The following is a 26,603-nucleotide window of genomic DNA, read 5'->3' as shown; positions in this document are numbered from 1 at the left end:
GCTCGGCGTGCATGTCCTGATTCCTGTGAAAACTATCACTTAAACGGATATACGCAACCCTCCGGACAATATGCAGCTAACTATTTGTTCGGCGGTGTCATGCTGCGAAGGATGGTGAGTAGTTCCGAACGAGACTGCGCCCCGACGCGCCGCTTGATGCGTGCGACATGGTGCTCGACGGTTTTTGCGGAGATGTAGAGGCGTTCGCCGATTTCCCGGTAGGTCAGGCCGACGACGACGAGTTCGGCAACTTCTTGTTCGCGCTCGGTCAGTACCGACGGTGGTGCCGCGCTGTCGGTCGAATCGGTTGCATTCGTCTCGGCCGTCGACGTTGTGCGTAGCGAGCGCGCAACGTGGAGCAATGCGGTGGCCGATTTGGTGTCCGGTGTGCGCAATGCTGCTTCGCCCGCCAAGCGGGCCGCGTCCCAGGGCAGCCCGATGCGGTTGAGTGTTCGCGCTGCAGCTTCCACGTCGTCTGCGTCGACGCTGCCCTGCATGAGTAGGAGCCATTGGCGTCCGGCGGTCGCCAAACCGGCTGCGTAAGTGTGGGTTTTGGCTGATTCCGCGAGTGTATGGGCGTGTGGAAGGAGATCGGCCGGTGACTGCGAGAGGATCGACGCCTGGACGCCGTACCAATGCAGCGGCGAAGACCACAGCGGAGGCTCGCCGAGTGCTCGGAGGAGCGTGCGTGCGTCGTCGACCAGATGCTCGACCTGCTCGGCCTCGTCGAGTCGTACTGCCGCAAGCCACAGTTCGCCGATGGGAAGCAAATTGAAGAGATCCACGCTGCAGGACGAGAGGGTGCCGGCTGCGCCCGACCAGGCGCGCCGCAGCTGGGCGAGATCGCCGGAGCGTCGAGCGAGACCCACGATCATGGCATGCAGAAACAGTGCGTCACGCTCACGGAGGGGGCCGCGGACTACCTCCTCCGGTAGATCTTCGACAGCAGTGTCGTGCCCACGGGTCATCGCGATCCACGCGTCGAGAAGGTGAAGCCGCGCCCACGTGTGACTGCTTGCGTCGTCGGCGGCGATCGCGGCCGCGACGACAGCGGCGGCCCGTTCATGGGCGCCGTTGTGCAGGAGTGCAAGAGCTACCAGCGCCGGGGCGGAATCAGGCTGGAATTCAGATGTGCCGGAGCCGCCGGGGAGCGAAAGTGCGCGCGACATCGTGTTGAGCGCACTCGGTGCACTCCACGTGACCGATTGCATCAGTCCATTGGCCAGTGTGGCAGCGCCGACCGTGGAGCTCGACGGTGATCCAGTATGCCCGGCGAGCGCCGCGTTCGCGTCATCGACGTTGCCGATGCCGAGGAAGGTGATTGCGGCGAAGGGGGATTCGGTTTCGGTGCGCCCTGGCCCGAGCCAGGTGTAGAGATCTGCGGCGGCGCGGAGTTGGCCGCATGCTGCGGACGAAGCTGCGCGGATTCGCACCGCCGCAGCCAGTCTCGCGTTGTCGAGATCGGGTTCGGCGATGACGGAATCGGCCAGGCGGCAGGCAGTGTCGAGGTCACCACTCCGAGCCGAAACCTGGGCGTACAGCAGCGTGTCCGCCACGCCGAGAGGCTCGATCGAATTCACACGACGAAAAAGATCTGCCGCGACGGTCGGCGTGCTCGCGTCGACTGCGTCTCGTAGTACAGCCGTGAGATCGCGGTGGCGGATGCCGGAGTCGAAAAGTCTTCGTGCTGTATCGATATCGAGGGTTCTCGCGTTCGCTCGTGATTCGACGATTCTGATCAGCTCGCTGCGGATACGTCCTGTGCTGGTCGACTCTGCCACAACGCTCGCGACGAGAGGTGATCGCGAACCGAACAGTCCGGTGGCCAGTGCTCGGTCGAATGCCGCTGTGAGACTGAACTTCTCCTGCCCCAGATCGAGCTCGAAAGCGTCGATGTCCGGGACGGCGAATGAAACCTCGAGGATCTCACGCTCGATCGGATGCAGAGCGGTGACCTGATGGAGGATGTGTGTGCGTACGGCTGTCGCCATTTCCGGGCGGCCCGCCGAGGCGGCGGTGAAATACGCTTCGACGGCCCCGAAGGAACCACCGGCCAGATGCTCGAGCGTCAGCACGGCACGATCGTCGAGCGGAACTCTTCGCTCCGCGGCGATCTTCCGAATATCTGACCGGTTCAACGGGTTCAGATGCAGGACGGTACCGAAACTCGAGATGTTCGAGTAGATCGGTGCGAGTGGAGGATCGATCCGATCGGAGGCGATGACTACTCCGAGGTCGTCACGTTGAACCAGCTCGTTCAGAGCACGGATTTCGTCGGGGGTCAGAGCCTGCGCGTCCGCGATCACCACAATCGCATCGGCCGGGGCGTCATGCGTGACGACGGTGACCACAGGTCTGTCACCAGATTCGATCCTCTTGCGCACCGCCCTCGTCACTTGGGGCCGAGCGCTGGCGTCGGTCCCGGTGACGAACAGGCGCAGTGGCGATGCAGTCAGGTCGATGCCGCGCAAAAGTCCTGCAATGTAAGATGATTCGGTGCCGCTGTCACGGTTCATCGAATGCCCGCCGGTCAGCGGATCGGCGCGGTGACGCCGCCGACGACACCACCGACCACGTTTCCGACACCACCGACGACGTTACCGAGACCTCCGACCACGCCGCCGACACCGTCCCCGACGCCGTCGACCAAACCGCCGACACCGTTGCCGATGCCGGTCGCAGCATCACCGATACCGGTTCCGACGCCTGCTCCGGGCGCGGGCGCTGGTGCCGGTGCCGGGGCGGGAGCCGGTGCGGGCGCCGGGGCGCCGGGTGCGGCAGGTGCAGGCGCCGACTGGGCGGTCTCACCTGGTGCGGGAGCAGATCCAGCTGGTGCGCCGGCAACCGGAACTGCCCCTGGTACCGTCGTCGAACCGCCTGCGGCAGCAGGAGAGCCGGGCTGATTGTTCTGAGTAACGTTGTTCGCAGTCGTGGATCCGTTACCTGCTGCTTCGGCTGCCGTGGTGCTGCCGGGGGTAGAGCCCGGCGTGGTCGAAGCGGTGGACGAGGTGGACTCACTGGTGGTGTCCGCCGAACTGGACGGAACGTTGATCTTGTCCATGGCCGTTCCGATTCCGAGTCCGCCTGCGGCGAGCACGATGAACGCTCCTACCACCGCAGCAACGACGCCCACCCTCGACGAGCGTCGAGTCGCCGTGTTCTCTTCCTCTGTCGGCTCGGCAAGCAACGGAGTCGAGAAGGCAGGAACCGGTGCGGGCTTGCGCGACGGCTCGGCGGGAATCACCGCAGTGGCGGCGGCCGGCACTTGCGAGTCTCGGGCGTCGAGGGCGAGTGCCGCGGCGCCGGACGCCGCGCACGACGCGGGATCGGCGTCGGCGATCACCGGAACACGAAGCTCCGCGGACAGTAGTTCGGCGACAAGGGGAATGGACGAGCTTCCGCCGGCCAGAACAACCTGATTGACATCACTGGACTCGACGCCGGCAGATCGCAGGCTTTCGCGCACCAAGGCCACCGATTCGGTGAGGGCGGGCCTGATCAGATCCTCGAGCTCGGAACGAACCAGTCGAATGTCGCTGACGGCGCCGGGAAGCGTCACGCGAGCAACGGTTTCCGTCTCGGTGGAAAGTTCCTCCTTGGCTGCGCGGGCTTGCTCGCGCAGAGTTTCCAGCGCTGCAATCGTCTCGGGAGCAAAGGGATCAAGGGCTGCGAAGTGGTCGGAAACCGCATCGAGCAGGTGCACGGTGACGAGGTGATCGAATTCGTCGCCGCCGATGTCCTCGCTGCGCAGTGGCTTTCCGAAGATCTCGCTTCGTCCGCCGGTCGTGGACATCATCGTGACGTCGAGCGAGCGAGCGCCGAGGTCGTAGACGACGGTCAGACCGTCGTTGGCAGCGTTTCCGGAAGCGGCGAGCCACGCCATGACGGCCGCGGGTTCGGCGACGAGAGTAGCCCCGTGAACCCCGGCGTCGTCCAGCGCGGACTCCATGGTTCGTGCTGTGTGACGATTCCACCCCACCGGGTGAGCCAGGACTACAGTTGGACCTTCTTCGCCGCCAGCCTGGCCGACGAGCGCGCCTACCGCTGTCGCTGCGAGAGCCTCGCCGCGGTACTCGGTACCGTCGGCGGCAAGTATCGGGATCGGGTCTCCGACGCGCTCGACAAATCCGGTGATGACGGTTCCGTCGTCCAATTGCAGCGCACTGGGTAAGCGGACCTGTTGCGTTTCACCGGTCGAGCCGTCGGTGACAGCTACGAGAGTGGCCGAACCGATGCTGATGCCGAGCCCTGCCGCCATGAACGAACTCCCCTGGTCGTGGGCGACAGAAGGACTGTCGCGGTTGTCTGCGATGTCGGTTTCAGGACCTAGATCGTTACCGGATCGGAGGCGTCGCGGCGAAGTAGGGGACCGATCCCCTAATCGGAGCAAATCCCCCTATTCCGAGCGGGCGTACCCCGTAGGGGCCTTCCCCGTCTGTCCACGCAGAAGAGGGGGGTGCTCCCCGTTGGCCCCAGTCGCAAAAGTTCTTAGCGTTGATTCCACTCGCTACCTCTGGCAGCGCACCAGTTTCCGGATCACCGGCAACAACCCACCGGCAACAACCCGGTCAACGAACTTCAGGAGAACCCGCCATGGCAACGAACGCCGTACTCGAATTCATCCTCGGGCTACTTCGTGACGACGAGGCAGCTGCCAACTACTGCGCCAACCCGACCGCGGCACTCAATGCTGCCGGTCTGTGCGACGTCAGCCCCGCCGACATCGTCGCCGTCGCTCCGCTGGTTGCCGAGTCCGGACTGTTTGCCGGTGGCGGCGCCGACCTGTCCGCGATCGTCAACGCCGGCGCGTCCGCTGCGGGTGCCATCGGCGGCGGTCTCGGAATCGGTGGTGGTCTCACCGGTGGACTGGGTGGCGGCCTCGGCGGCAGCCTGGGTCTCGGTGCCGGTGCAGGCCTCGGAGTCGGAGGCGCCCTCGGCGGCCAGTTCGACCTGGTCGGCGACTTCGCAGCAGCCCTCAGCGCTGCGCTTGCCATCGGCGGCGAGATCAGTGCCGACCTCGGCGCAGCCTTCGGCGCCGTCATCGAAGCCGGCCTGGGCCTCGGCGGTGCACTCGATCTCGAAGGAGCTCTCGATCTGGGCGCACAGCTCAGCGCGGCTCTGGGCGGCGCCCTCGGAGTGACCGGCGGTCTGACCGCGGAACTGGGCGCAGCCCTCGACGCCGCCATCGGCGCGGTCGGCGGACTCGACCTGACGGCGGGGCTCAGCGGAGCCCTCGCACCCGTCTTTGCCATCGGTGGCGACCTCGGAGCCGACCTCGGACTGGCTCTCGGTGGACTCCTCGGCGGCGCAGCAGACCTCAGCGGTCTCCTCGACATCGGCGGCGAACTGGGCGCGAGCCTGACCGGCGCACTGGAATCCGCCCTTGCACTGGGCGGCGGCCTCGATCTGGCCGGCGCTCTGACGGGCGACCTCAGCACGGCGTTGTCCGGCGCGCTCTCCGGTGTCCTGGGAGCCGGCGGCACGATCGGCGCCGATCTGGGTGCATCACTCGGCGGCGTCCTCGGAGCGATCACGGATGTCAGCGTTCTCACCGATATCGCGGGCGGCCTCGATCTCGGTGCTGCACTGAGCGGCGCACTCGGCGGAGCTCTCGGAGTCGGCGGCGGCTTGGAAACTGCACTCGGCGGCGCACTCGACGCAGCACTGGGCCTCGGCGGAGGACTCGACCTCGACGCCGTACTCGGCGGGGGTGCAGACCTGGGCGCGCAGCTCAGCGCGGCACTCTCCGGCGCCCTCGGTGCCGGCGGAACGGTCGGAGCCGACCTGGGCGGCGCACTCGGTGGACTGCTCGGGGGAGCACTCGACCTCGAAGGCGGTCTCGGCGCAGACCTCGCAGCGGCTCTGGGCGGCGGTGCGAATCTGTCGACGGCTCTCGAAGGTGTCCTCGGTTCGGCACTCGGCGTCGATGCCGGGCTGGCGGGCGGTCTCGGCGGCGCACTCGACGCAGCGCTGGGCGCAGGCGGACTTACCGGAATCGACCTCGGTGGTGCACTCGGGCTGGGCGGCGAAGCAGGCTTGGCAGCCGGTGTGGCTGCGGCTCTCGACACCGCTCTCGCAGGTGCAGGCGGCTTGGGTGCTGTCGGTTCCGTGGGCACGGACCTCACCGGCGCGCTGGACGGTGCGCTGGGAGCCGGCCTCGGGCTGGGGGGCTCTCTCGACAGCGTTCTCGGTGCCGAGGGCGCACTCGGTGGAGCGCTGGACACGGCACTGAACCTCGGCGGAATCGACACCGGTTCGATCGGCGCCGACCTGCCCTCCGTCGACCTCGGCGCAGTGAACCTTGGCCCGATCTCCGCTGAACTGCCTTCCGTCGACCTCGGAAGCATCGCGGCAGACGGCCTGAACCTCGGCGGTGTGACCGGCGACCTCGGAGCAACGGTGGGCGGTGCTCTGGACGCAACAGCAGGTCTCGACGCAACAGCAGGTCTCGACGCCGCCACGAACGCTGCGGCCGGTTTGGGTGGGTCGCTCGGCGGAGCACTGAACGGCGTCACCGATCTCGGTGGATCGCTCGGCGGGGCTGTCGGAGCAGTCACCGACGTGACAGGTTCGATCGGTGCCGACGCAGCCGCGGCTGCCGGTGGCACCGTCGACGGTGGCGGTACCGTTGGCGGCGGCGGAGTCGCTGACCTGGGTGGATCCCTCGGTGGAGCAGTCAGCGGCGTGTCCGACCTGACAAGTTCCTTGACCGGTGCGCTGAACCCGTGGTCGTCGATCGATGCGACCGACGCTTTCGGTGCGGGCTCCGATTCGGGACTGAGCGCCGATACCGGACACTCGCTCTTCGCCGAGGATTCGGTTGCAGCACCGGTCGATCACATCGACCCGGTTGCGGTTGTCGATCACCTGCATCCCTGATCTGCTGACGCAGGAACTGAAATCGGTCAAAATGACCTGATGTAACAAATCCGGCCCTGCGTGCGCTATGCGTTCGCAGGGCCGGATATTCGAGTCGGGAAGAATTGCGGGTCAACGTAGCTCATGAGTGATTCAGCGAGTCAGGTAAGCAGTCGGAAGGCGCGCGTCGCGTCGTCGACGGCGTCGTTGCTCGAACGAACAGCCGTCGTGGCGAAGGATTTCGGGCGCACGGATCTGGTGCGCCGACTCGAGAATGCTCAGGTCAGAGTCAATGATCCACGTATTCGTATCGTGGTGGTCGGTCCCCTCAAACAGGGCAAGAGCCAGTTCGTCAATTCTCTGCTCGGCATCGACGTGTGTTCGGTCGGTGACGACGAGACCACTGCCGTGGCGACGGTCGTGCAGTACGCGGAGACCGCGGTCGCCGAATTGATTCTCGCCGATCCGGGTGCGGCGCCCATCCGGGTGCCCCTCCCGCTCGAAGAACTGATGGGGATCACCCCGGCCACGCCTCGCGCCGAAGGGCGTGAAGTTCTGCGTGTGGAAGTGGGTGTTCCCAGTCCGCTGTTGGCCGACGGTTTGGTTCTGATCGACACCCCCGGTGTCGGTGGTCATGGAAATCCGCATGCTGCAGGAACATTGGGATTGATCACTGCGGCCGATGCCGTGTTGGTTCTGTCGGACTCCAGTCAGGAGTTCACCGAACCCGAGCTGGGATTCATCCGCCAGGTCGTCAATCTGTGTCCTGCGGTGGCCGGTCTGATCAGCAAGACCGATCTGTACCCGCACTGGCGACAGATCCTCGACGCCGATCGCGGACATCTCCAGCGCGCCGGGTTGGACCTGCCGCTCATTCCGATCTCCTCGGTACTGCGGTCGCACGCACTGAGGCTGGGGGACAAGGAACTCGAGGCGGAATCCGGATTTCTGGACCTCTATCAGTTCCTGCGGGACAACGTGGTTGCGCGTGCCGAGTCGAACACGCGACGCGCAGTTGCGATGGACGTGCGTTCCTCGGCAGCACATCTGACGTTGGAGATGGGCAGTGAGCTTGCGGCGCTGAAGGATCCGTCCACCGCTCAAGCGGCGGTCGCCGGCCTGCAGCGTGCCCGGGCAGCGGCCGAGGAACTGCACAAGAAGACCTCGCTCTGGCAACAGAGCCTCGGCGACGGCATTGCAGACCTTGCCGCCGACATCGATCACGACCTCCGGGACCGGTTGCGCCGGGTCACCCGCCAGGCCGAAGAGACGGTCGACGAAGGCGATCCAGGTAAGGACTGGGACGTAGTGGGGGAGTGGCTCGAACAGGAGATCGCCACCGCTATCGGTGACAACTTCGTGTGGGCTCACGATCGAGCTCAATGGTTGGCAGAAGTTGTGGCGCAGCACTTCGCGGAGACCGGCGACGTCGCGCTCCCGCATCTCGACGTCGCCGACACCGACGGTTTCCTGGAACCGGTTGGCGCGTTGTCGGACCTCGAATCCGGCCGTATCGGCATCACTCAGAAGGTCCTGGTCGGCATGCGCGGCTCGTACGGCGGCGTCCTGATGTTCGGCTTGATCACCACGATGATGGGCATGGCACTGGTCAACCCGATCTCCATCGGAGCCGGGGTTCTGCTGGGTACCAAGGCTTATCGCGAAGACAAACAAGCACAGGTGCTCAAGCGTCGGGCCGAGGCGAAAGCGGCAATCCGACGGTTCGCCGACGACGTCAGCTTCCAGGTGGGCAAGGAGTCGAAGGACCGCCTCCGCCTGGTGCAGCGGCTTCTGCGGGATCATTTCACCGACATCGCCGAGCAGGCGCTGCGCTCGATCAACGAATCCCTCCGCGCCACGCAGGAAGCCGCGCAGTTGGAGTCGAGCGAACACGCCGCTCGTATCAAGCGTCTGGAGACCGACATGCGCGTCGTCGCAGAGCTTGACGCCGTTGCCGGAACGCTGATCGGCGAAACTCCCGCTCCTGCTCCGGCAAAGGTGACCAACGCATGAGTGCCACGACCGCCGTGGAGTCGGCACATGCTCTGATCGACCAGGCCAGACGGGTCTACGCGGACCAGCCGCAGACGCGAGCCCAGTTGGGCGAATGCGCTGCCAGGCTCGACGAGCCACTCCGGGTGGCGCTCGCCGGCTCCCTCAAGGCGGGGAAGTCGACGCTGCTCAATTCGCTTGTCGGACAGGACATAGCGCCTACCGACGCGACGGAGTGCACGCGCGTCGTCACCTGGTATCGGAACGGGACAACGCCCCAGGTGACTGCGACGGCCGAGAACGGTGCCGAGTTCAACGTGCCGGTGACGCGCCGCGACGGCAGGCTCACGTTCGATCTGGGGGAGTACACCGCAGACTCGGTGGACCGCATCGACGTCGACTGGCCGTCTTCGGCATTGGCTCGTACGACGATCATCGACACCCCAGGTACGTCGTCGCTCTCGACCGAGGTTTCGGCCCGAACCTGGGACATGCTGGTTCCCGATGGTGGTGCGCCCGGCGCGGACGCGGTGGTCTACCTGCTGCGCGCCCTGAACGCCAGTGACATGCAGTTCCTCGGGAAGATCGCTGATCATGTCGGCGGAGAATCCGGCCCACTCGGAGTGATCGGTGTCCTCTCGCGTGCCGACGAGGTCGGCGCAGGCAGGCTCGATGCGTTGTCTTCGGCGAAGGACGTCGCGGCACGATTTGCCGAGGAATTGGAGCGAACCGGCCTGTGTCAGTCGGTGGTTCCCGTGGCAGGTCTGCTGGCACTCGCCGCACGGACGATGAGGCAGAGTGAGTTCGCTGCCTTCTCGGCGCTCGCGCAGGTTGCATCCGAGGATCTGAGCCTGGCACTGCTCTCCGCGGATCGTTTTGCCAGGCAGGACAGTCCACTCCCGGTCGATGCGGCGATGCGGGCGCAATTGGCCGATCGGTTCGGGCTCTTCGGAATTCGCCTCGCCGTGACGTCGATCAAGCTGGGTGCCACTGATTCCCCGTCCCTGGCCGCGGAATTGCTGGAGCGAAGCGGACTGGACGAGCTTCGTCAGGTGATCGACGTTCAATTCGGGCAGCGCGCGGATCAACTGAAATCGCACACCGCGCTGGTGACGTTGGGCCGAATCCTCGAAGCCGATCCGAGTGAGGAAGGCGATCTGATCGCGGCGGAGGCACAACGGTTGCTTGCCGATGTTCACGGTTTCCACGAACTTCGCCTGCTCGGGCGACTTCGTTCGGTACACACAGATCTGCCACCCGACGACCTGGCACAACTGCAAAGGCTGATCGGTGGCTACGGAATCCGGGCCAGTGACCGGTTGGGCTGCGAACCGGAAGAATCGCCGGAGGTCCAGCGTGCGCGGGCTACCGCGGCTGTCCGGCGATGGCGGGAGTTGTCCAGGCATCCGCTCTTCGACAGGTTCACCTCCCGCGCCTGCCTGGTTGCTGCCCGCAGCGCCGAGGGCGTCTTGGCTGAAATTGTGCCCGAATAGGGACCCGTTCACTGTGCGAGCGCTTGGAGAGGGTTCTATCTTGAGTTCGGGATGACCCGGACATAACTCCCAGGTTCGGGTCCCACCTCGATGGGAGCACGCGCATGGCGAGTGACATCAAGTCCGCTTCACCGGATCGAGCCACCCTCGTCCTGGGGACGCTCATCCTGGTCGCTGCGGTCGCGAATCTCAATCTCTCGGTCGCGAATGTCGCGCTGCCGGACATCGGGCGGGCCTTCGACGCCAGCCAGACACAACTGAACCTGATCGCGGTCGGGTACTCGTTGGGCCTGGCCGGAACGGTGCTCTACCTTGGGGCGTTGGGAGACCGATACGGCCGCAAGATGCTGCTGGTCACCGGCATGGCGCTGTCTATTCCGGCGTCGATCGTGGCTGGATTCGCCGGGAACTTCGAAGTGCTGTTCCTCGCTCGGATAGTCGGAGGCGTCTCGGCAGGTCTTGCATTCCCGACCACGCTGGCGATCATCACGGCGCTGTGGGCCGGACCGGCACGGACCAAGGCGATTGCCATGTGGTCCGCAATCGGTGGCGCGATTTCAGCACTCGGTCCGATCGTCTCGGGGGCGCTGCTCGAGCAGTTTCACTGGGGTTCGGTCTTCTTCGTCACCCTTCCGTTGGCTCTCGTGGCACTGATCTGTTCGCTGGTGTTGGTGCCCGCGCACGTCAACGAGACGACCGAGCGAGTTGATCACCTCGGCGGCATAGTGTCGATCGTCTTCATCGGGTCGCTGGTGCTGTCCATCAACTTTGCGCCGGTGAAGGGTTCGGGCACGTTGGCTCTGGTGCTCGGGGCGATAGCGGTCGTCGCGGGTATCGGGTTCTTCCTGCAACAGCGACGCGCGGTCAATCCGCTGTTCGATCTTCACGTAGCTGCGCGCCCGACCTTCTGGGTCGCGGCGGTGGGCGGGTTGGTCGTGTTCGGTTCGCTCATGGGCGCGATGTTCATCGGCCAGCAGTTCCTGCAGAACGTCCTCGGCTACTCGACGCTGGCAGCCGGTGCGGCGATCATTCCGGCTGCGCTGGCGATGGTGATCGTTGCGCCGCGCTCGGCGACCATGATCGAAAGGTACGGCGCCCGCGTCACGCTGCTCTCCGGCTACCTGTTCGTGGTTCTCGGGTTGTTTGTCGCGCTTTTCCTGTGGAACGAAAGCACACAGTATTGGCAGGTCGCGCTTGCCTATGCGCTTGTCGGGATCGGCGTCGGCCTGGCAGGCACACCGGCATCGCGTTCGCTGACCGGATCCGTTCCCGTGCACCGCGCTGGTATGGCGTCGGGAACCTCGGATTTGCAACGCGATCTGGGCGGCGCCATCATGCAGTCGATTCTCGGCGGAATACTCACGGCCGGGTACGCAAAATCGTTGGGGAATGCGATCTCGTCCTCGCCGAACGCATCCGAGGTGACTCCCGAAACTCAGGCTGCGCTCACCAAATCTTTCTCCAGCGCCGAAGTTCTCGCGGAACGCTACCCGCAATACGCGGACCAAATCATGACCGCCGCCAAAAACGCCTTCCTGGACGGGGATACAAACGCCTACATCGCGGCGATGATCATCGTGTGTGCCGGTGCCGCGGTGGTGACGTTCTTCTATCCGCGCCGCGAGCGCGAACGTGTCCTGCTGGCGCAGTACGCGGCAGAATCCGATCTCGCCGCGGAGAAGAGTTGAGCGCGCTCTGGTACTGATGAAGGATGCCACAGCTACTTCACATCGATTCGTCTGCCGAACTCCACCACTCGACCTCTCGTGATCTCACCGCCCTGTTCGCTCAGCAGTGGTCGAACAACAGTCCGGATCACACGACGGTGACGGTGGACCTGCACCGGGATCCCTTGCCGCACCTCGCGGACGCGGCTCTGCACTATGCACCACGTTTGCGGGTCGAGGGAGAGATTCCGGATCCCGCCGCGGAAGCACTACAGGCTCGGGTCATCGAGCAACTTACCGCTGCAGACGTAGTCGTGATCGGCGCGCCGATGTACAACTGGTCGATCCCGTCGACGTTGAAGGCGTGGATAGATTACGTGCACGTCCTGGGGACTACGGTGCCTTTCGACACGCGTACTCAGCCGCTCGCAGGTAAGCCCGTGGTGATCGTGTCCAGCCGTGGGAACACCTATGCGCCGGGCTCGGGGAACGAGGCCAACGATCACACCGTCCCGCCACTCGTTCAGGTGCTCGGGGTGTCGATGGGAATGGATGTCTCCGTCATCACCGCGGAACTGACTTTGGCGCAGCGTATTCCGGCGATGGCACCGCTGATCGAGCAGGGTGACGCGAGCCTGCGTGCTGCCCGGGAGTCGTTGACCGAGCTGGCCCGTACCTTGGGGGCCTGAGTTCTCGGTCGACCGGATACTCTGTCGCGATGCCTGTAAAATTCGGATTGTGGCGTGTTGACGGAACCGATGTCCTGCGCGTGCCACCCCGAGTAATCGAGTCCGAGGCTCGGCTCGAAAAGATCATCGAAAGTCGCATCGAGATACTCGGCCTCGGTGATCTGCTGGTCATCGGCCCACAAGTGATGACGGATTTTGCCAAACGGATCGATCTCCTCGCCATCGACGCGGAAGGAGACCTATACGTAATCGAACTGAAGAAGGACCGAACTCCACGCGACGTCGTCGCTCAGGCACTGGAATACGGTTTCTGGGTGCGTGACCTGTCCTTCGAAGCCGTGAGTGACTTATTTGAGAAGAATCACCCTGGTGAAGATTTTGCTTCGGCATTCATTGATCGGTTCGAATCCGAAGTGCCTGAAGTAGTGAACAACGATCATCATCTCGTGATCGTGGCTACTGGTCTTGATTCGAGTACCGAGCAGATCGTCGAGTATGTCCGGGGCTATGGCGTCCCGATCAACGTCCTGTTTTTTGAGTACTTGTTCGACGAGGATCGCGAATACCTCGCCCGGTCTTGGATGTCTGACCCGGCTCTCGATCTCCCACAGGCAGGCGCGGGAAACAAGAAGCAGCCAACGTGGAACGGTGTGGACTTCTTCGTGGCGATTGGGGAGGGTCGGCACCGCAACTGGGACGACATGCGGGAGTACGGGTATGTGTCAGCGGGTCAGGGGGACAAATATCGAAAAGCTATGTTCAAGCTTTTTGAAGGCGCGCGCGTGTGGGCAGAGATACCCTCGACGGGATACGTCGGTGTCGGTGTTGTCGAAGAACCAGCCGTCAGAGTGGCTGATTTCAATGTGGATATAGAAGGAAAGTCGATTCCTCTACTCGAGTGTCCCGTGCGCGCGAATAGCTTGGGCGAGAACGCAGACGACGAGGAACTGAGCGAATACCTGGTTCGTGTGCGTTGGCTGGATGCTCGGCCCCGTGAGCAAGCGGTCTGGGAGAAGGGAATGTTCGCGAATCAGAACGTGGTCGCCAAACTACGGCAACCGTTTACTCTTCAGCGGCTGTCGGAATCATTCGATTTCGAGTAATTCGCCTGTAGGCCTGCTTATCTGAGTTCGCAGTTACATCAGGTCCGAGATCATCGACGCCACGTCTGACGGTTCTACGTCGTAACCCGGGAAGTAGCAGCACACTTCGTCGGCATGCTCGCCGAACCGCCGCCGAATCTCGGCAGCACACTCTTCGGGGGTGCCGACGACGGCGAGTGTGGTCAGCATCGGATCGGTGATCAGTGATGCCATGTCGGCGTAACCACCTCGCTTCGACAGGGCATTGAGTTCCGGTTGGACCTCGCCCCACCCTTCGACGTCGAGCACCGGACGGTATGCGGGCGTCGAACCGTAGAACGAGAGCAGGGCTCGGACGCCTCGGGCGGCCGCGGCAAGTTGATCGTCGCCGCGGCCGACGCCGACGATGACCTGCGGGATGATCGTGAATTCGTCTCGGGTGCGGCCGGATTCACGGAGGCCGGCATCGACGGCCGGAAGTGTTCGTTCGAGGAAATGGCGTTGCGTGTGGAACGGCATGACCAGGAGTCCGTCGGCCACCTCCGCCGCCGTCCGGGTCATCACCGGTCCGAGCGCACCCATCAGGATGGGCGGCGGTCCATAGGGATTGGGGCCTGGATCGAACGTCGGGGGCATCAGAGTGTGGGTGAAGAACTCGCCGCGGAAGTTCAGCGTCGAGGTGTTCTCCCACGCCGTGAAGATCGCCTTGACCGCTGCGACCGTCTCCTTCATGCGGGCCGCTGGACGCGACCACGTTGCGCTGTAGCGTTTTTCGATGTGCGGTTTGATCTGCGATCCGAGACCGAGGCGAAAGTGGCCGCGACTGAGCAACTGTAGGTCGTTGGCCGAATGCGCCAGATGCATGGGACTGCGGGGGAATGCGATGGCGACGTTGGTCATCAGGTCGAGGTCGACGGCCGATGCCGCTTCGACGAGCGGGAAGAACACGTCGTGTGGTCCCTCGAAGGTGAACAGGCCACCGGCGCCGGTGTCCGCGAGTTCACGGCTGCGAGCAGCGCCCGCGCCCGGCGCGGAGTCGAGTTGTACGTGAACCTTCATCGGCGTACTCGCAGCCAGGTGCTGACACCGGGAGCAAACGGAGCGATCGCCGCCACTGCTACAAGGACGCAGTAGAGAATCGGACCCCATCTCAGAACTCCGGCGCCGATATCCGCGGCGCCGTCGACCAGAGACATGAAGCCGAGTCCGGCCGCGATGCTGAGGGCTCCGACGGTCGCCGTCATCACCCGCCCGGCGTTCTTGCGGGCACGGAGGAGTTGAAGGCTCATGAGTGCGAGCAGGATCAGGACGAGAGCGCCGCCGCCACTGCCGGCCAGGACGACCGTCACGGCATCGGAGATGTCGGTGGACGAGTATCCGGGATTGTCGCGCGCAGTCGATTCTTCGAGGGCTGACCGGACGTCGTCGAGGCTGGTGACTACCACTCCGGCGATACCGGCCAGGACGACGAACGAGCCGATCCAGGCAGAGGTGGACAAGGTCACGGCCTTGGGCATCTCGTCGTTCGCTGCAGGTCGGAGCGGCCGAACCGAGACGTCGGGTCGCTCGGGTGCCGGGCGCGCCGGCGCCGGTCGAGCAGGTCGAACGGGAGAATTGTCGGGATCGGTCACCGGCCGATCGTAGCCATTCGGAGAGATTCGGACGTGATGTGGCGCACTTTTTCGGCTTTTCGGGGAAGGCGGGAACAAATCTACGTGGGCTGTAGTTGACCATTTCGACAAGCTTGAGCGCCCTCGGCTCAACTTCAAGTTGACTCCCGGCCACGGTCGGAGGCAAACTTGAGCGGAGGACGCTCACCAAGCGAAAAACTCGCGGTCATGTTCGAGATCAACCACTCGGGCAGAGAACCGCAGAACGAAAGGTAGGAACACTATGGCTCGTGCAGTCGGTATCGATCTCGGTACGACCAACTCGGTAGTTGCAGTGCTGGAGGGCGGCGAGCCCGTAGTGGTCGCCAACGCCGAAGGCTCACGTACCACCCCCTCGGTGGTCGCATTTGCCAAGAACGGCGAGGTTCTCGTCGGTCAGCCCGCGAAGAACCAGGCAGTCACGAACGTCGACCGCACCCTCCGCTCCGTCAAGCGCCACATCGGCACTGACTGGAACGTGGAAATCGACGGCAAGAAGTACACGCCGCAGGAAATCAGCGCCCGCACGCTCATGAAGCTCAAGCGTGACGCGGAGGCTTACCTCGGCGAAGACATCACCGACGCCGTCATCACCGTCCCCGCATACTTCGAGGACGCACAGCGTCAGGCAACCAAGGAAGCCGGCCAGATCGCCGGCCTCAACGTCCTTCGTATCGTCAACGAGCCCACCGCGGCTGCACTGGCATACGGACTGGACAAGGGTGACACCGAGCAGACCATTCTGGTCTTCGACCTCGGTGGCGGCACCTTCGACGTCTCCCTGCTCGAAATCGGCGACGGCGTCGTCGAGGTTCGCGCAACCTCCGGTGACAACCACCTCGGTGGCGACGACTGGGACGAGCGCGTCGTCGCTTGGCTGGTCGACAAGTTCAAGGCTCAGAACGGCATCGATCTGACCAAGGACAAGATGGCCCTGCAGCGTCTGCGTGAGGCTGCGGAGAAGGCGAAGATCGAGCTCTCCAGCTCGCAGAGCACCTCCATCAACCTCCCGTACATCACGGTCGACGCGGACAAGAACCCGCTCTTCCTGGACGAGCAGCTCTCCCGCAGCGAGTTCCAGAAGATCACCTCGGACCTGCTCGATCGCACCCGTGCGCCGTTCCAGGCAGTGATCAAGGACAGCGGAATCGCTGTCAAGGACATCGACCATGTCGTGCTCGTCGGTGGCTCCACCCGTATGCCGGCAGTCTCCGATCTGGTTCGTGAACTGACTGGTGGCCGTGAGCCCAACAAGGGTGTCAACCCGGACGAGGTCGTCGCAGTCGGCGCCGCACTCCAGGCCGGCGTGCTCAAGGGCGAGGTCAAGGACGTTCTGCTCCTCGACGTCACGCCGCTTTCCCTCGGTATCGAAACCAAGGGTGGCGTGATGACCAAGCTCATCGAGCGCAACACCACCATCCCCACGAAGCGTTCCGAGACCTTCACCACCGCTGACGACAATCAGCCTTCGGTGCAGATCCAGGTCTTCCAGGGTGAGCGCGAAATCGCTTCGCACAACAAGCTGCTCGGCTCCTTCGAGCTCACCGATCTGCCGCCCGCCCCGCGTGGCGTTCCGCAGATCGAGGTCACCTTCGACATCGACGCCAACGGCATCGTGCACGTGACGGCGAAGGACAAGGGCACCGGCAAGGAAAACACGATCAAGATCCAGGACGGCTCCGGTCTGTCCAAGGAAGAGATCGAGCGCATGGTCAAGGACGCCGAGGCTCACGCCGAGGAAGACAAGGCACGTCGCGAAGAGGCAGAGGTCCGCAACCAGGCCGAGTCGCTGGTCCACCAGACGGAGAAGTTCGTCAAGGAGCAGCGTGAAGGTGAGAACGCGGGCAAGGTCTCCGAGGAGATCCTGACCAAGGTCGAGGCAGCGGTCAAGGATGTCAACGACGCCCTGGCAGGCACCGACATCGCTGCAGTGAAGACCGCAGTGGAGAAGCTGGGCACCGAGTCGCAGGCTCTGGGCCAGGCCATCTACGAGGCTTCCGCTGCAAACGAGGCCGGAAACACCGACGGCGCAGGCAATGACGACGACGTCGTCGACGCCGAGGTTGTCGACGAGCCCACCGACTCGGACAAGAAGTGACCTCGGACAACTCCGAGAACAACCCGGTCGACCCCGAGACCGGTGCACAGGGAGAGGCGGCGGGGGAATCCCTGCCGCCGCTCGACTCGGAAGACACAGGGGTAGTTCAGGAAGCAGAGTCGATCGTGGAGGAAGCATCCGCCACCGATCAGCTCGCCGAACGAACTGCGGATCTGCAGCGACTTCAGGCGGAGTTCACCAACTACCGTCGTCGCGTCGAGCGTGACAAGCAGGTCATCAAGGAAACCGCGCGCGCTTCGGTCATCACCGAACTCATCGGAATCCTCGACGACCTGGATCGCGCTCGGGCACACGGTGACCTCGAATCAGGTCCACTGCGTGCACTCGCGGACAAGCTCAACACGACCCTGACGGGTCTGGGTTTGACCGACTTCGGTAACGAGGGCGACGATTTCGATCCCGCACTCCACGAAGCGGTGCAGCATGAAGGCGAAGGCCACGACCCCGTACTCGGGACGGTCATGCGCAAGGGTTACAAGCTCGGCGACCGGGTCCTTCGGACCGCAATGGTGGCCGTGACGGACCGGGTAGGCGACAAGCCTGCAGACGGTTCAGAACAAGAAGCGAAGTAAGAGTGAGAGGAGGAGACGCCCAGTGAGTCAACGGGAGTGGATCGAGAAGGACTTCTACAAGGAGCTGGGCGTCTCGTCCACCGCGACGGCCGACGAAATCAAGAAGGCGTATCGCAAGCTGGCCCGGGATCTTCATCCCGACGCCAACCCTGACGATGCGAAGGCCGAAGAGCGTTTCAAGTCCGTCAGTGAAGCTCATGCCGTTCTGTCTGATCCGGACAAGCGCAAGGAGTACGACGAGGCCAGGCGCCTCTTTGCCAGCGGAGGCTTCGGTCCCCGTGCGCAAGGTAGCGGTGGATTCAACCCCGGCGCTGGTGGTTTCGACATCAACGACCTGTTCGGCGGCGGTGCCGGCGGGCAGGACTCGGGTCTCGGAGACATCTTCGGCGGATTGTTCAATCGTGGGGGAGCGGGCCAGCGCACAGCTGCGCCCAACCGCCCGCGTCGAGGCAAGGACCTCGAGACCGAGACGACGCTCGCCTTCCGCGAAGCGGCGCTCGGTGTCACGGTCCCACTTCGTCTGACCAGCCCGACGTCGTGCACCACGTGTCACGGCAGCGGCGCAAAGCCGGGCACCAGCCCGCGAGTGTGCCCGCATTGCAACGGAACCGGCGTGGTCAGCCGCAACCAGGGCGCATTCGGATTCAGTGAGCCGTGTGACGACTGCCGGGGAACCGGCTCGATCATCGACTCGCCTTGCGAGGACTGCCACGGTAGCGGCGTCACCAACCGGACACGGACCATCACGGTTCGCGTGCCGGCAGGCGTGAGCGACGGTCAGAAAATCAGACTCAAGGGCAAGGGCGAAGCGGGTCTCCGCGGAGCTCCGGCGGGTGACCTGTTCGTCAACATCCGCGTCAAGCCGGACAATGTCTTCGGCCGTAACGGCGACGATCTGACGCTGACGGTTCCGGTGAGCTACGGCGAACTGGTGCTCGGGACGACACTGTCCGTGCCGACCCTGGACGGCCGTGTCGGAGTGAAGGTTCCGGCCGGAACGGTGGACGGACGCATTCTGCGAGTTCGCGGACGCGGCATCCCCAAGCGTCCCGAGGGGGCCGGCGACCTTCTGGTCACCGTCAAGGTATCCGTCCCGCAGAAGTTGGACGACCCGGCGATCGAAGCGCTGAAGACCTATCTCGAAGCCGAGAAGGCGAGCGGGTTCGATCCACGGGCCGGGTGGGCCGGTGCATGATGACCGAACGACCGCAGAATCAATGGGATGCGACGGTCGATCCTGACGCCCAGATCTTCGTGATCTCGGTGGCAGCCGAGTTGGCCGGAATGCATGCGCAGACCTTGCGTAACTACGATCGACTCGGTTTGGTCACCCCTCACCGAACCACTGGTGGCGGACGACGCTACTCCCCGCGTGATGTTGCGCTTCTGCGTGAAGTGCAACGGCTTTCGCAGGACGAGGGCGTCAACCTCGCCGGAATCAAACGGATCATCGAACTGACCAACCAGGTCGAGGCTCTGCAGCATCGCGTCCGCGAACTGGCCGAGGAAATCGCGAAAGTCCATGCGGGCTATCGCCGGGACCTCGTTCCGATTCCACGCAACAACGCGTTGGTGGTTTGGAAGCCACGAAACCAGCGATAGTTCAGACCTTTACGCAAACGGCTCCACGCCCTGCTCGGATTCACCTCATCGAATCCCGCAGGGCGTGGGGCCGTTTTGGCGTTTCCACCCAGCGGGAATCGGTCTGTCGAGGCCGCCCGAATATGCATAGCGTCCGCTTCCATGACTCCTCTTTTGTGCGTTTGACGTTATCCAGATCACATTCTATGCTCCAACCCAAGCAACTGCTTGCTAGATCATCAAGCGGGTGCTTGGTTGGCTGGTGCTCGAAATCAGGCGTTCCCACCGGCCGATCCTTCTTTCGTCAGGTATTCGCCTGACGTTCGGTGCATACATGTGTTCTAGGAGTGCAGACATGAATCGTCGGCCCATTCTTGTTGCGGCAGTTGCCGTGACGGCTCTGGCTCTCGCGGGGTGTAGTGGTTCTTCGGAGTCCGAAGGTGGCGCGGATTCGCCGTACCGCGTCCTGCTGACCGGCGGGATCAGTGCGCAGGGTGTTCTCGCGGCGAACTCGCAGACTTCCCTGCTGGCCACGAAGGCCGGCGTTCAGGTCCAGAACGAGGCCGGGGGCATCGGCGGCCGTCAGATCGAGCTCACCACTGTCGACGACGCGGGTGATGCAACCATCGCCGTCACCAAGCTGCGCGAAGCCATCAACTCGGGGAACAAGCCTGACCTCTACCTCAACTCGGGTCCTTCGTCGATCGCGGCTGCGGTTCTCCCGATCCTCAAGCAGAACAACATCCTCTCGCTGAGCATGGCGCCTTCTCCCGATTCCACGGACCCCTCGAAGTTCCCGCTGAACTTCGACCTGGCTCCGGGCGCGACCGACACCGCTCGCGGCATCTCCGAGTATGCAAAAACCAAGGGCTACAGCAGCGTCGGAGTCCTGCACGGTAGTACCGCTTACGGTGAACTCTTCGGCGAGGAGATGACCAGTGCGCTCGAGAAAGTCGGTCTGAAAGCTGCCGGCAACGAAGAATACGACGCCGCTGCTCTGGACATGACGGCGCAGTTGCAGTCGCTCAAGAATGCCGGTGCAACGGCAATCGCGTTGGACGCGTACGGCGCCCCGCTCGGATACGTGTTGCAGAGCCTGGAGCGACTCGGCTGGGACGTGCCGTTGATCGGCAACACGTCGGTCTCTGCCACCAACCTCATCGCCAATGATCCGCCCGCCGGCGTGCTCGGCACCCCGCAGGTGAAGAACCTGGTGACGCAGGTGTTCACCAGCACGGTGTTCGATCCGAACAACGCGCTCGTCAACACGATGGTGGACACGATGGCGTCGCTGGGCTCGATCCCGTCGACGCTGATCCTCGCGGACAACTACGACGCATTCCCCCTCGTCGCGGCAGCAGCGGAGAAGGTCGGCAGTTCGACCGATCCGAAGAAGCTCGCCGAAGCACTGGAAACCGCAGAGGTTCAGGAGAATGCCAAGACCGCATTCCTCTCGCGCTACAACTTCAGCTCTGACAACCACGGCCCGAACCCGGATACCAGTGAGCTGAAGTTCATCAGCCCGACGAAGATCCTCAACGGTCAGTTCGGAAACCCGGCTGCGTCATGACCATTCTGTGGTCCGGATTGGCGCTCGGCGCGGTCTACGTGCTGGTTGCCATCGGGTACAACATCGTTTTCGTTTCCTCCAACACGTTCAACTTCGCTCAAGCTCAGCTGATGATGGTGGGCACTTTCGTCGCCTACACGGGTCTCGTGACCCTGAAACTTCCCGTTCTCGTGGTGGCCGTCATGGCAACCGTGACCGTGATGCTCCTCGCCTCGGTCGAGGAGATCGTCGCGATCAGACCGGTGGCCGATCACCAGAACCAGCTGGTCACCACGCTTGGCGTTGCCACTCTGCTCAATGGTGCAACTCAATTGATTTGGGGTAGTGAACCTCTCACGGTTCCGTTCTTCGGATCGAACGAACCGATCACCCTACTCGGCGGCCGTACCTACCCGGTCGAGATCGCTCTGCTTGTTGCGGCGATCGCACTGGTCATCGGGTTGAGTTACGTCTCGAAGAAGACCATGACGGGTCTGGCTCTGATCGGCATCTCCGAGGATCGTGAAGCGGCGATGCTGCGAGGAGTCAATGTACGACGGTTGGCGCTGGGTGCGTTTGCCTTCTCGGGTGCGTTGGCCGGTGTCCTCGGACTCCTTGTCGGCCCCAAGACGTTTGCAGTTGCGACGTTGGGTGCCGCGCTGGCCCTCAAGGGATTCGTGGCGTTGGCGATCGGCGGGTTCGGCTCTCTGCCAGGTGCTTTGATCGGCGGCCTGACCGTCGGCCTGGTGGAATCGTTCACCGCCCTGTGGGCGGGAAGTCAGTACAGCAATATCGCCGTCTTCACGGTGCTGATCATCATCTTGATGGTCAAACCTGCCGGCTTGTTCGGCAACGTCCGAGAACGGGTGGTGTGAAATGGTAAGCGCGTGGCGGACTTTCCGTTCCCTTCCGAGTTGGATCATCCCGCTGGTCCTGGCGGTAGTGATCTTGCTGCTGCCCGTGATGGGGCTCGACCTGTCGACATCACGGCAGATTCAATTGGCCTGCATCCTGGCACTTGTGGTCAGCGGCCTGAACCTGAGCCTCGGCTTTGCCGGTGAACTGGCGCTCGGCCAGGCCGCGATGTACGCGGCGGGTGCATACACCGCGGGTCTGATGTCCCAGGCCGGTCACACCGACATCCTGGTCCAGCTCGCTGCGGCCGGTGCCGTGGCATTGGGCGTCGGCATCTTGACGGGCGTTCCCGGTCTGCGACTGGGCAACTGGTCCCTGGCGATGACGTCGTTCTTCCTGGTGCTGCTCGTGCCGGACGTACTGGCGATCTTCGGCGGCAAGACCGGCGGCCGAAACGGCCTCACCGGTATGGAGCCGCCGACGCTCTTCGGCTCCGAACTCGACACCCAGCAGTACTACATGGTGGTTGTCGTGGTGACCGTCCTCTGGTTCGCGGTGATGCGCAACCTGGTGGTCTCGCGCCACGGCATCGCGTTCCGCACGCTCAAGCAGTCGCCGGTGCTGGCGTCGTCGCAGGGTGTGTCGGTGTTCCGGATGAAACTGCTCGGCTATGCGATCGGTGCGTTCCCGGCCGGTCTGGCGGGTGCGTTGTTCGCCAATACCGACCTGTTCATCTCGCCGGAAGCCTTCGGGTTCACCTTTGCGACAGCGGTTCTGGCGGCATCCATCCTGGGCGGTGCGGCAAGTGTGTACGGCGCCGTAGTCGGTGCCGCGATCATGCAGCTCGGTCCCAACCAGTCGACGGCATTTCAGGAATACTCGCTGATCTTCTACGGAGGCTTCCTGATCATCGGCGGTGTGCTGCTCTCCGGTGGGCTGACCAAGGTCGGGCGAGCGATCGTCTCGAAACTCGATCGCAGGGCCGGCCTGGGCGTAGTCGTCGCAAAGGAAAACAGCGGCGGAACACCGGAACTGGCGCCGATCAATGGCGCTCGGTTGGTGGTCGACGGAGTGTCCAAGGCATTCGGTGGTAACCAGGCACTCAATGCGGCAACCCTGACGGCAGAGGCCGGTAAGGTCACCGCGTTGATCGGGCCCAACGGTTCGGGTAAGACGACCATGCTCAACATGATCTGCGGCTTCTACACCGCGGACGCCGGCGTGATCACAATCGGTGACACGGTGGTCTCGCAGTCGTCGCCGCACAAGGTGGCGCGCGTGGGGGTGGCGCGCACGTTCCAAACTCCGACGATTCCGGAGAACATCACGGTTCTGGAAGCTGTTGCATCCGGACGGTATTCGGTGCACCGCGCGTCGATGGCGTCGGCTGTGCTTCGCCTGCCCAGCTTCCGCAGGATCGCGAAGGCCGACATCGTCGAGGCCGAGCGTGTTCTCGAGCTCGTGGGGATGTCGCACCTGCGCAACGAGATCGCGACGTCGCTGCCCCTGGGGATGCGTCGCATGCTCGAAGTTGCTCGCGCCGTCATCGCCGAGCCGAGGGTCGTACTCTTCGACGAGGTTGCGTCCGGACTCGACGAGGACGAACTCGAACGCCTGGCAGACCTGATCCGGGTACTGCGAGATGCTGGGGCCACAGTGGTGTTGGTGGAGCACAACTTCCGCCTCGTGCTCTCGCTCGCCGACGAGATCGTGGTACTGGCGCAGGGGCAGGTGATCGCCACCGGCGATGCGGCGACGATCGAACATCACCCGCGCGTGTTGAGCGAATACCTCGGAGTCAAGTCCGGTGATGAGGATGCGCTGCTCGAAGAAATCGGCGCGGTAGACCATCAGACCAGCGAGGTGAAGTGATGGAACCGATTCTGAAGGTCCGTAACCTGCAGACCGGGTACGGCGATCTGCGCGTCGTCTGGGATGTCTCGTTCGACGTCTATCCCGGTCAGGTGACAGCCCTGCTCGGACGCAACGGTGCAGGCAAGACGAGCACGCTCCGTGCTCTGTCCGGCCTCAACAAGGTGGCCTCTGGAACCGTCGAAATGGACGGTGCCGACATCACCGGAGTTCCCGCCCACAAGCGGGTGCGGCAGGGTATGGCGTACGTGCAGGAGGGTAAGCGGGTCTTTCACAAGCAGACCGTCGAGCAGAACCTTCTGCTGGGCGGGTACACCCGCAAGGCAAAGCGCGGCGAGCTGATGGAATCCGTCGAGTCCATGTACGAGATGTTCCCGATCCTGGGGGAGAAGCGTGCGCTTCCCGCCGGTTCCATGTCGGGCGGTCAGCAGCAGATGCTCGCGATCGGCGCAGCGCTGATGGCGCAGCCGCGGTTGCTCCTTCTCGACGAACCGTCGGGCGGGCTGGCTCCGGTGATCGTCGGTGAGGTGATGGACCGCGTCCAGCAGCTCAAGGAAACCGGCCTGGCTGTTCTGCTGGTGGAGCAGGCAGTGGAGGCCGCGATGAGCGTCGCCGATCACGTGACGGTCCTCGACATCGGCAAGGTGGTCCTCGACGCCGACGCCAAGGACATCGACGACCTGGCAGTGCTCAAGGACGCGTACTTCGGACGCATCTGATCTGCAGCGATGTCACTTCAGCCCGGCCACGTAGGCCGGGCTGAAGTTGTTTTCCCGCTCCGTGGCACGGGGGCTGGCCAGCTCTGGACCATCGATCTACCGTCCAGCAAACAACCCCTGCGAGAGGCAAACTTGATGACTGCTCCCGACGTGCTCGCCCCGGCAAAGCTGGGCCCGGTGACCTTGCGAAATCGAATCATCAAGTCCGCGACATTCGAGGGCAAAACTCCCGACGCCCTGGTCACCGACGAGCTGATCGAGTTCCATCGCCGCCCGGCAGCCGGCGGAGTCGGGATGTCCACCGTCGCGTATTGCGCCGTGGCACCGGAAGGGCGCACCGAATACGGCCAGCTGTGGATGCGGCCCGATGCCCTCCCCGGACTGCGACGACTCACCGATGCCATTCACGCCGAAGGGGCAGCGGCATCGGCGCAGCTCGGGCACGCCGGCCCCGTCGCGAATCAGAAGTCGACCGGACTGCCCGCGCTGGCACCGTCGAGTTCGTTCAATCCGTTGAGCATGAGGATGATTCGCACTGCCACCACAGCGGACATCACCAGAATTGCGGCGGCGCACGGGAGCGCTGCGCGACTTGCCGTCGAGGCAGGATTCGACGCCGTCGAGATCCACTTCGGCCACAACTATTTCGCGAGCTCGTTCCTGAGCCCGAAACTGAACCGTCGTAAGGATTCTTACGGCGGATCGCTCGAGAATCGGGCTCGCGTCGTACTCGAAACTGCGCGCAGTGTGCGCGACGCCGTCGGCGACAAGATCGCGATCTTGGCCAAGCTGAACATGGACGACGGTGTGCCAGGCGGATTCTGGGTGGACGAAGCAATCCAGGTGGCGCAGTGGCTCGAGGCATCCGGAAGTGTCGATGCGCTCGAGTTGACGATGGGTAGCTCACTGCTCAACCCGATGTACCTGTTCAAGGGCGATGCGCCGATCCGCGAGTTTGCCGCCGCGATGCCGCAGCCTGTTCGGCTCGGTGTGCAGTTGGTGGGCAAGAGCATGTTGCATGCCTATCCGTACAAGCCGCTGTTCATGCTGGAAGAGGCTCGGCAGATCCGTGCTGCGGTGAAGTTGCCGCTCGTGCTGCTCGGCGGTGTCACGGACAAAGCGGGCATGGATACCGCAATGGCGGAAGGGTTCGAGTTCGTCGCCATGGCACGGGCACTGCTCAGAGAACCGGATCTGATCAATCGGATCGCAGCCGAATCCGATACCCAATCACTGTGCATCCACTGCAACAAGTGCATGCCTACGATCTTCAGTGGTGCCCGCTGCGTGTTGGTCGAACGCGTCTGAGCTGGTCAGCGCACACCACGTCCCGACATCCATGCGGATACCGGGTCGTGGGCCGTAGCGGATCAAGTTCGTGGTTGCTTCAACGCTCGGTTCAGTTCTGCGTGAAGACGTCGTAGGAGGCGTTCATCGTGGGGTAGCCGGTGGCCATGTAGTCGGTGAGGATGACGTGCGTCGGGTCACCGATGATGCGGGTCCCGTCGAGGGTGGGGTTGCCGGCGTAGTTGTTGGCTGCCATGACGGTCTGGACTCCGTCGGCCACGTTGTAGGTGACGTCGACACCGATGCCGCCGGGATCGCTGCTGTAGGCGGTGACGATTTCGGTCGTGTGCGGAGCCAGGTAGGAGCGGGGGCCGTTGATCCACTGTCCGTAGGGGTTGGACGCGCTGTCCAGCAGCATCGGGTTGTCGGTGTTGTTGGTGATGGTCATGGCAACCGTCGGGCCGTCCGTCGGCATGGTGCCGGCGTTGGCGACCGCCGCGGTTCCCAGTGCGGTTCCGCCGAGAGCGAGGGCGATCGCGGTGACTGCTACGAAGCGAGTGGTGTTGGTACGCATGATGTCTGCTCCTGGGCTGGTGTGTGGTTGCCGTTCTCGGCGATG

20 protein-coding genes are annotated in these 26,603 nt (G+C 63.8%); 15 read left to right on the top strand and 5 right to left on the bottom strand.

Annotated elements, in window-relative coordinates; all coding sequences use genetic code 11:
* Positions 1–80 precede the first annotated feature (80 nt).
* Both QM596_RS24485 and QM596_RS24480 read right to left on the bottom strand, forming a co-directional pair.
* Positions 81–2,516 (bottom strand): LuxR C-terminal-related transcriptional regulator, encoded by a 2,436-nt coding sequence (locus tag QM596_RS24485; protein WP_283310139.1) that lies wholly within the window; start codon positions 2,514–2,516, stop codon positions 81–83.
* 14 nt (positions 2,517–2,530) lie between these two features.
* Positions 2,531–4,258, bottom strand: coding sequence for an Hsp70 family protein (locus tag QM596_RS24480; RefSeq protein WP_283310138.1), 1,728 nt, complete (start codon positions 4,256–4,258; stop codon positions 2,531–2,533).
* A 335-nt stretch (positions 4,259–4,593) separates the two neighbouring features.
* Between QM596_RS24480 and QM596_RS24475 the strand changes: the two genes are divergently transcribed.
* The 6 genes from QM596_RS24475 (at position 4,594) to QM596_RS24450 (ending at position 13,802) form a co-directional block, all read left to right on the top strand.
* Positions 4,594–6,879: an IniB N-terminal domain-containing protein gene (locus tag QM596_RS24475; RefSeq protein ID WP_046378121.1), complete on the top strand. Its 2,286-nt coding sequence runs from the start codon at positions 4,594–4,596 to the stop codon at positions 6,877–6,879.
* Between the two features lie 123 nt (positions 6,880–7,002).
* The gene (locus QM596_RS24470; RefSeq protein ID WP_021334270.1) at positions 7,003–8,871 is read left to right on the top strand and encodes a dynamin family protein; all 1,869 of its coding nucleotides are present in this window, start codon (positions 7,003–7,005) and stop codon (positions 8,869–8,871) included.
* Complete coding sequence (locus tag QM596_RS24465; RefSeq protein ID WP_283310135.1) at positions 8,868–10,343, top strand: dynamin family protein; 1,476 nt, start codon at positions 8,868–8,870, stop codon at positions 10,341–10,343. The genes QM596_RS24470 and QM596_RS24465 overlap by 4 nt, the downstream gene beginning before the upstream one ends.
* Positions 10,344–10,447: 104 nt before the next feature.
* Positions 10,448–12,031: an MFS transporter gene (locus QM596_RS24460; RefSeq protein ID WP_283310133.1), complete on the top strand. Its 1,584-nt coding sequence runs from the start codon at positions 10,448–10,450 to the stop codon at positions 12,029–12,031.
* A gap of 23 nt (positions 12,032–12,054) precedes the next feature.
* Positions 12,055–12,699, top strand: a complete 645-nt coding sequence (locus QM596_RS24455; protein WP_047890170.1) for an FMN-dependent NADH-azoreductase — start codon at positions 12,055–12,057, stop codon at positions 12,697–12,699.
* A 29-nt stretch (positions 12,700–12,728) separates the two neighbouring features.
* Positions 12,729–13,802 (top strand): DUF8606 domain-containing protein, encoded by a 1,074-nt coding sequence (locus QM596_RS24450; protein ID WP_283310131.1) that lies wholly within the window; start codon positions 12,729–12,731, stop codon positions 13,800–13,802.
* A 33-nt stretch (positions 13,803–13,835) separates the two neighbouring features.
* On the opposite strand, the gene QM596_RS24445 is transcribed toward QM596_RS24450, so the two are convergent.
* Positions 13,836–14,840: a TIGR03617 family F420-dependent LLM class oxidoreductase gene (locus QM596_RS24445; protein WP_283310129.1), complete on the bottom strand. Its 1,005-nt coding sequence runs from the start codon at positions 14,838–14,840 to the stop codon at positions 13,836–13,838.
* A complete protein-coding gene (locus QM596_RS24440; protein ID WP_283310128.1) occupies positions 14,837–15,412 on the bottom strand; it encodes a hypothetical protein in 576 nt (191 codons plus the stop codon). The genes QM596_RS24445 and QM596_RS24440 overlap by 4 nt, the downstream gene beginning before the upstream one ends.
* 262 nt (positions 15,413–15,674) lie before the next feature.
* On the opposite strand from QM596_RS24440, the gene dnaK reads away from it, so the two are divergent.
* The 9 genes from dnaK to QM596_RS24395 all read left to right on the top strand — a co-directional run bounded on the left by dnaK (position 15,675) and on the right by QM596_RS24395 (position 26,005).
* Positions 15,675–17,528 carry a molecular chaperone DnaK gene (gene dnaK, locus QM596_RS24435; protein ID WP_019749384.1) on the top strand — a complete coding sequence of 618 codons (1,854 nt, stop codon included), beginning with the start codon at positions 15,675–15,677 and terminating at the stop codon, positions 17,526–17,528.
* Positions 17,525–18,121 (top strand): nucleotide exchange factor GrpE, encoded by a 597-nt coding sequence (gene grpE, locus QM596_RS24430; protein ID WP_019749385.1) that lies wholly within the window; start codon positions 17,525–17,527, stop codon positions 18,119–18,121. The genes dnaK and grpE overlap by 4 nt, the downstream gene beginning before the upstream one ends.
* A 22-nt stretch (positions 18,122–18,143) precedes the next feature.
* Complete coding sequence (gene dnaJ, locus QM596_RS24425; protein WP_172933243.1) at positions 18,144–19,316, top strand: molecular chaperone DnaJ; 1,173 nt, start codon at positions 18,144–18,146, stop codon at positions 19,314–19,316.
* Positions 19,313–19,723: a heat shock protein transcriptional repressor HspR gene (locus QM596_RS24420; RefSeq protein ID WP_003944355.1), complete on the top strand. Its 411-nt coding sequence runs from the start codon at positions 19,313–19,315 to the stop codon at positions 19,721–19,723. Before dnaJ ends, QM596_RS24420 begins: the two co-directional genes overlap by 4 nt.
* Before the next feature lie 334 nt (positions 19,724–20,057).
* The gene (locus QM596_RS24415; protein ID WP_047890168.1) at positions 20,058–21,272 is read left to right on the top strand and encodes an ABC transporter substrate-binding protein; all 1,215 of its coding nucleotides are present in this window, start codon (positions 20,058–20,060) and stop codon (positions 21,270–21,272) included.
* Entirely contained in the window at positions 21,269–22,126 is an 858-nt protein-coding gene (locus QM596_RS24410; protein ID WP_019749388.1) for a branched-chain amino acid ABC transporter permease, read from the top strand. Before QM596_RS24415 ends, QM596_RS24410 begins: the two co-directional genes overlap by 4 nt.
* 1 nt (position 22,127) lies before the next feature.
* Positions 22,128–23,978 carry a branched-chain amino acid ABC transporter ATP-binding protein/permease gene (locus QM596_RS24405; protein ID WP_097387723.1) on the top strand — a complete coding sequence of 617 codons (1,851 nt, stop codon included), beginning with the start codon at positions 22,128–22,130 and terminating at the stop codon, positions 23,976–23,978.
* Positions 23,978–24,697, top strand: coding sequence for an ABC transporter ATP-binding protein (locus QM596_RS24400; RefSeq protein ID WP_020723665.1), 720 nt, complete (start codon positions 23,978–23,980; stop codon positions 24,695–24,697). The genes QM596_RS24405 and QM596_RS24400 overlap by 1 nt, the downstream gene beginning before the upstream one ends.
* A 132-nt stretch (positions 24,698–24,829) precedes the next feature.
* The gene (locus QM596_RS24395) at positions 24,830–26,005 is read left to right on the top strand and encodes an NADH:flavin oxidoreductase (RefSeq protein ID WP_024487410.1); all 1,176 of its coding nucleotides are present in this window, start codon (positions 24,830–24,832) and stop codon (positions 26,003–26,005) included.
* 91 nt (positions 26,006–26,096) lie between these two features.
* On the opposite strand, the gene QM596_RS24390 is transcribed toward QM596_RS24395, so the two are convergent.
* Positions 26,097–26,558 carry a hypothetical protein gene (locus QM596_RS24390; RefSeq protein ID WP_283310121.1) on the bottom strand — a complete coding sequence of 154 codons (462 nt, stop codon included), beginning with the start codon at positions 26,556–26,558 and terminating at the stop codon, positions 26,097–26,099.
* Positions 26,559–26,603: the final 45 nt, after the last annotated feature.

Origin of the sequence: Rhodococcus sp. IEGM 1406 (assembly GCF_030056745.1) — a bacterium.
In the GTDB taxonomy this organism is placed as follows: Bacteria; Actinomycetota; Actinomycetes; order Mycobacteriales; family Mycobacteriaceae; genus Rhodococcus_F; species Rhodococcus_F erythropolis.
The sequence above is the reverse complement of the archived record's forward strand: the minus strand, read 5'-3'. Positions and strand labels throughout refer to the sequence as shown.

Excerpts from the sequence above, each read along its gene's own strand:
- QM596_RS24485 (WP_283310139.1), bottom strand. The coding sequence starts at position 2,516 with ATGAACCGTGACAGCGGCACCGAATCATCTTACATTGCAGGACTTTTG.
- QM596_RS24480 (WP_283310138.1), bottom strand. The coding sequence starts at position 4,258 with ATGGCGGCAGGGCTCGGCATCAGCATCGGTTCGGCCACTCTCGTAGCT.
- QM596_RS24475 (WP_046378121.1), top strand. The coding sequence starts at position 4,594 with ATGGCAACGAACGCCGTACTCGAATTCATCCTCGGGCTACTTCGTGAC.
- QM596_RS24470 (WP_021334270.1), top strand. The coding sequence starts at position 7,003 with ATGAGTGATTCAGCGAGTCAGGTAAGCAGTCGGAAGGCGCGCGTCGCG.
- QM596_RS24465 (WP_283310135.1), top strand. The coding sequence starts at position 8,868 with ATGAGTGCCACGACCGCCGTGGAGTCGGCACATGCTCTGATCGACCAG.
- QM596_RS24460 (WP_283310133.1), top strand. The coding sequence starts at position 10,448 with ATGGCGAGTGACATCAAGTCCGCTTCACCGGATCGAGCCACCCTCGTC.
- QM596_RS24455 (WP_047890170.1), top strand. The coding sequence starts at position 12,055 with ATGCCACAGCTACTTCACATCGATTCGTCTGCCGAACTCCACCACTCG.
- QM596_RS24450 (WP_283310131.1), top strand. The coding sequence starts at position 12,729 with ATGCCTGTAAAATTCGGATTGTGGCGTGTTGACGGAACCGATGTCCTG.
- QM596_RS24445 (WP_283310129.1), bottom strand. The coding sequence starts at position 14,840 with ATGAAGGTTCACGTACAACTCGACTCCGCGCCGGGCGCGGGCGCTGCT.
- dnaK (WP_019749384.1), top strand. The coding sequence starts at position 15,675 with ATGGCTCGTGCAGTCGGTATCGATCTCGGTACGACCAACTCGGTAGTT.
- QM596_RS24420 (WP_003944355.1), top strand. The coding sequence starts at position 19,313 with ATGATGACCGAACGACCGCAGAATCAATGGGATGCGACGGTCGATCCT.
- QM596_RS24415 (WP_047890168.1), top strand. The coding sequence starts at position 20,058 with ATGAATCGTCGGCCCATTCTTGTTGCGGCAGTTGCCGTGACGGCTCTG.
- QM596_RS24410 (WP_019749388.1), top strand. The coding sequence starts at position 21,269 with ATGACCATTCTGTGGTCCGGATTGGCGCTCGGCGCGGTCTACGTGCTG.
- QM596_RS24405 (WP_097387723.1), top strand. The coding sequence starts at position 22,128 with ATGGTAAGCGCGTGGCGGACTTTCCGTTCCCTTCCGAGTTGGATCATC.
- QM596_RS24400 (WP_020723665.1), top strand. The coding sequence starts at position 23,978 with ATGGAACCGATTCTGAAGGTCCGTAACCTGCAGACCGGGTACGGCGAT.
- QM596_RS24390 (WP_283310121.1), bottom strand. The coding sequence starts at position 26,558 with ATGCGTACCAACACCACTCGCTTCGTAGCAGTCACCGCGATCGCCCTC.